Annotated in this window: 5 protein-coding genes; 4 read left to right on the top strand and 1 reads right to left on the bottom strand. The window is 39.8% G+C overall.

Annotation, left to right across the window (positions count from 1 at the left end; all coding sequences use genetic code 11):
• Positions 1–110 precede the first annotated feature (110 nt).
• Together BLT07_RS20430 and BLT07_RS20425 are read left to right on the top strand one after the other, a co-directional pair.
• Positions 111–506 carry a VOC family protein gene (locus BLT07_RS20430; protein ID WP_091874443.1) on the top strand — a complete coding sequence of 132 codons (396 nt, stop codon included), beginning with the start codon at positions 111–113 and terminating at the stop codon, positions 504–506.
• 13 nt (positions 507–519) lie between these two features.
• On the top strand, positions 520–861 hold the full coding sequence (locus BLT07_RS20425; RefSeq protein ID WP_139205189.1) for a hypothetical protein: 342 nt from the start codon (positions 520–522) through the stop codon (positions 859–861).
• Positions 862–1,032: 171 nt separating this feature from the next.
• Here BLT07_RS20425 and ltrA read toward each other — a convergent pair whose 3' ends face one another.
• On the bottom strand, positions 1,033–2,241 hold the full coding sequence (gene ltrA, locus BLT07_RS20420; protein WP_245726630.1) for a group II intron reverse transcriptase/maturase: 1,209 nt from the start codon (positions 2,239–2,241) through the stop codon (positions 1,033–1,035).
• Positions 2,242–2,403: 162 nt separating this feature from the next.
• Between ltrA and BLT07_RS20415 the strand changes: the two genes are divergently transcribed.
• Complete coding sequence (locus BLT07_RS20415) at positions 2,404–2,742, top strand: type II toxin-antitoxin system RelE/ParE family toxin (RefSeq protein ID WP_091874439.1); 339 nt, start codon at positions 2,404–2,406, stop codon at positions 2,740–2,742.
• Between the two features lies 1 nt (position 2,743).
• Entirely contained in the window at positions 2,744–3,034 is a 291-nt protein-coding gene (locus tag BLT07_RS20410; RefSeq protein WP_091874446.1) for a helix-turn-helix domain-containing protein, read from the top strand.
• Positions 3,035–3,332 lie beyond the last annotated feature (298 nt).

Genomic DNA, 3,332 nt, shown 5'->3' with positions numbered 1-3,332 from the left:
ATCTAAGAAATAAAGAACAAGCAACAAGGCTGGAAATTAATTTAGTGTAAACCTTAATCTTTAACTTGTGTAAACTATGTGCCTTTACGAACATTGCAATCATAAAAAATATGACAAACGCAATTGAAAAAACACATTTTGCACCTGAACTGCACATTCCAAATGGAACGTTCAATATTGATTTCTATAACAAATTCGGTGCAACAGAACATTTTTGCTTACGGAACGATGACGGGAGCATTCACGTGGCAGAATTGGAAATAGATGGCGCTATTTTTCACTTACACGAAATAATGCGTTGGTTTGAAGCACTTGAACCTGTAACCGCAAAAGGTGTAACAACGGTTGTCGGCTTGTTTGTGGACGATGTTCACAAAGTTTTTAAGCGTGGAATTTCAGCAGGAGCAACAGAAATAAGACCTGTTACCGACTACGAATACGGTTACAGACAAGGGTTGTTCAAAGATCCATTTGGGCATTATTGGCAAATTCAAAAGAAAATGTAAAAAACGGCAGGTAGTGAAAAAATGTCCTATTCCTGTACTCATTGTTGCGCTCCTCTTAATAGTTGCCGGTGGAGTTGGCTTTGTGTATCACGCAAAAGATTACTTTGAACAAAGATCTATGGGTTATGAGTTTGCTTGGGTTCTGCTTATACGAGCTCTTGCTATTGTTTGTGGAGTACTGCTACTAAAACGCGTCAATTGGGCTCGCTGGTTTGCAATTGCCTGGCTTGCATACCATATTGTGTTAAGTACATTCCATTCAGTTTCTGAAACAATTACACACGCAGTTCTTTTACTAATAGTTGCTGTTCTACTTTTTATCCCGAAATCCTCTGCTTATTTTAAAAGTAATTGACAACAACGAGAAACAACGACCCGCTAATCGAGTGGATGGCTCCGCCATCAAATGACGGAGTGCACCCCTCACACCACCGCACATACGGGTCTCGTATACGGCGGTTCGATAATGGAACTTATCGTTTGTAGTATTCGATTAAACTAACATAACCTTTCCTCTTTAACCGTTTTATGGTAATGGTAGTCCGTAAAATAGACTTTGGGCGACTGCCCAGCCACCCATTCTTGTACGACTCCACGCATAGGCATGGTCTTGGTCAATTCCTAAGCGAATCAGGTTTTTCCGTTTTCGCTCGGGTTTCTTCCAATGATGCCATATGCAATACCGTAGTCGGTTTCTTAACCACTCTTCCAACTTTTTAAGTTTGGCCTGAATGGACGCCGGTATAAAGTAATTTATCCAACCGCGTATCAACAGGTTGATACGGTCGACACGTTCTTCGAAACTTGCCGGTATCGTCTTTTTGGTCAGGTATTTGAGCTTTGCCCTGAATTCCTTCCATTTGGACGGTTTTACCACGAGTTGATATTCACCTTTTTCCCCTTTCTTATAGGTAGGTACAAAACCAAACCCTAACACTTGGAGACTTAAAGGTTTACGTATGCCACTTTTCTCCCTGTTTATAGGCAGTCGGAGTTTGTCCCGCAGAAACTTATAGATACTATTGCCTACTCGTTTTGCTGACTTTTTACTCTTGACATAGATACTGAAATCGTCGGCATATCTTACATAGCGGTGTCCCCGTTTCTCCAGTTCTTTATCCAGCTCGTTGAGCAGGATATTGGAGAGCAATGGACTTAAAGGCGAGCCTTGCTGAACACCCTTTTTCCGTTTGTGTAATTTACCATTGATTAGTATCGGGGCTTTAAGAAAACAACGCAATAGCTTCATCGTTGGCTTGCATTTTACCTTTTTGTAAATCAATTCTAAAAGAATATAGTGTTCCACTTCATCAAAAAAACTCTTCAAATCTATATCTACTATATCCTTAGAACCTGAATTGATATTTTCAAGGCTTTGCGCGATTGCCTGATGGGCGCTGCGCTCTGGTCTGAATCCATAACTATGCTGTTGAAAGTCTGGCTCGAATATGGGTTGCAAAACTTGATGTAATGCTTGCTGGAACACCCTATCAACAACTGTGGGAATACCGAGTAATCGCTTCTTCCCGTTGCTTTTTGGTATTTCAACACCCAATATTGGAGACACCTGAAAAGTCTCTCTTTCTATTTGCTCGATATATCGCTTACCTTGGCTTTGCAATATAGATTTTAGTTCAGTTATATGAACGCCATCTAATCCTGCTGAACCCTTGTTAAGATACACCCGCTCATAGGCGTCGTTTAGATTCTTTTTACTTGTTAATTGTTTAATCATTACTACTAAATTGACTTGCTGTCTCGCTTGATCAAAGGCTATTACTTTACTGGAAAGCTATCCGTAACGTAAAACAACTCCTTTGTCTATTAAAAATCCATATTAAGACGAATCTTTGCAACTTTTATTGGAAATTGTACACCAATTAGTTAACTTTGGTGGGTGGTCAGAAAAATAAACGCATACAAAAGTCACTTTGTTGACTTTTACGAATCGCAGGAGGAAAAGGTCCAGAATAAAATCGAATATGTATTGGACTTGATCCGTTTTGAACAACGTGTTCCCAAAAAGTTCTTCAAAGCACTCGAAAATACCGATGGTATTTATGAAGTCCGTGTTATTACAACTTTTAAAAGTATACGGATTTTATGCTTCTTTGATGACGGGAACTTAGTAATGCTTGCCAACTGTTTCGTCAAGAAAACTCAAAAGACACCGAGGAAAGAAATCAAACTTGCCGAAAAATTGAAAAAGGAATATTTAAAAAATAAAAATGGCTAATATGGAAAATGTAACTGATTTTGAAGATATACTCGTTAAAAAGTATGGAAACAAGGGAACTGAAAAACGTGACAGATACGACGCGGATTCACTTGCTTTTCGTTTGGGAGCAATGTTAAAGGAGGCTCGGAAAGAGGCAAATTTGACACAAGAAGAGCTTGCCGAAAGAACCGGGACAAAAAAAAGCTACATATCACGTATTGAACGTGGGTTGAGTGATATTCAAGTTTCTACCTATCACAAACTGATTGAATTAGGTTTAGGTAAAAATCTAAATATTACCATAGCATAGCGGAAAGTACTAAGGACAACAAAACCTATGGGAATGCGGGGTTCGTTGTTTAAAACCAAAGGTCTGGGCGTTCCGAGCGGCACCGCAATATCTTTTGGATTTTGCTCTTTCGCGGGATAGTTCAAATAACGGAACCAAAAGATTTCGCTAATTTCAAGGCCAAACGGCAGGTGCGTGCGATTCCGCACTGCGCATAGCTATGGCGTTGTGCGTAATCTTCCTACCAGAAAAACCAGTTGAGTTTTTGAGCTAACGTGCGTACCTTTAGGCTACGCTCCTTGTCAAGGCCGGTTTTAGC

Source organism: Pricia antarctica, assembly GCF_900101815.1.
GTDB classification, from domain to species: domain Bacteria; phylum Bacteroidota; class Bacteroidia; order Flavobacteriales; family Flavobacteriaceae; genus Pricia; species Pricia antarctica.
This window is presented reverse-complemented; position numbering and strand designations above follow the sequence as displayed.

Excerpts from the sequence above, each read along its gene's own strand:
- BLT07_RS20410 (WP_091874446.1), top strand. The coding sequence starts at position 2,744 with ATGGAAAATGTAACTGATTTTGAAGATATACTCGTTAAAAAGTATGGA.
- BLT07_RS20430 (WP_091874443.1), top strand. The coding sequence starts at position 111 with ATGACAAACGCAATTGAAAAAACACATTTTGCACCTGAACTGCACATT.
- ltrA (WP_245726630.1), bottom strand. The coding sequence starts at position 2,241 with ATGATTAAACAATTAACAAGTAAAAAGAATCTAAACGACGCCTATGAG.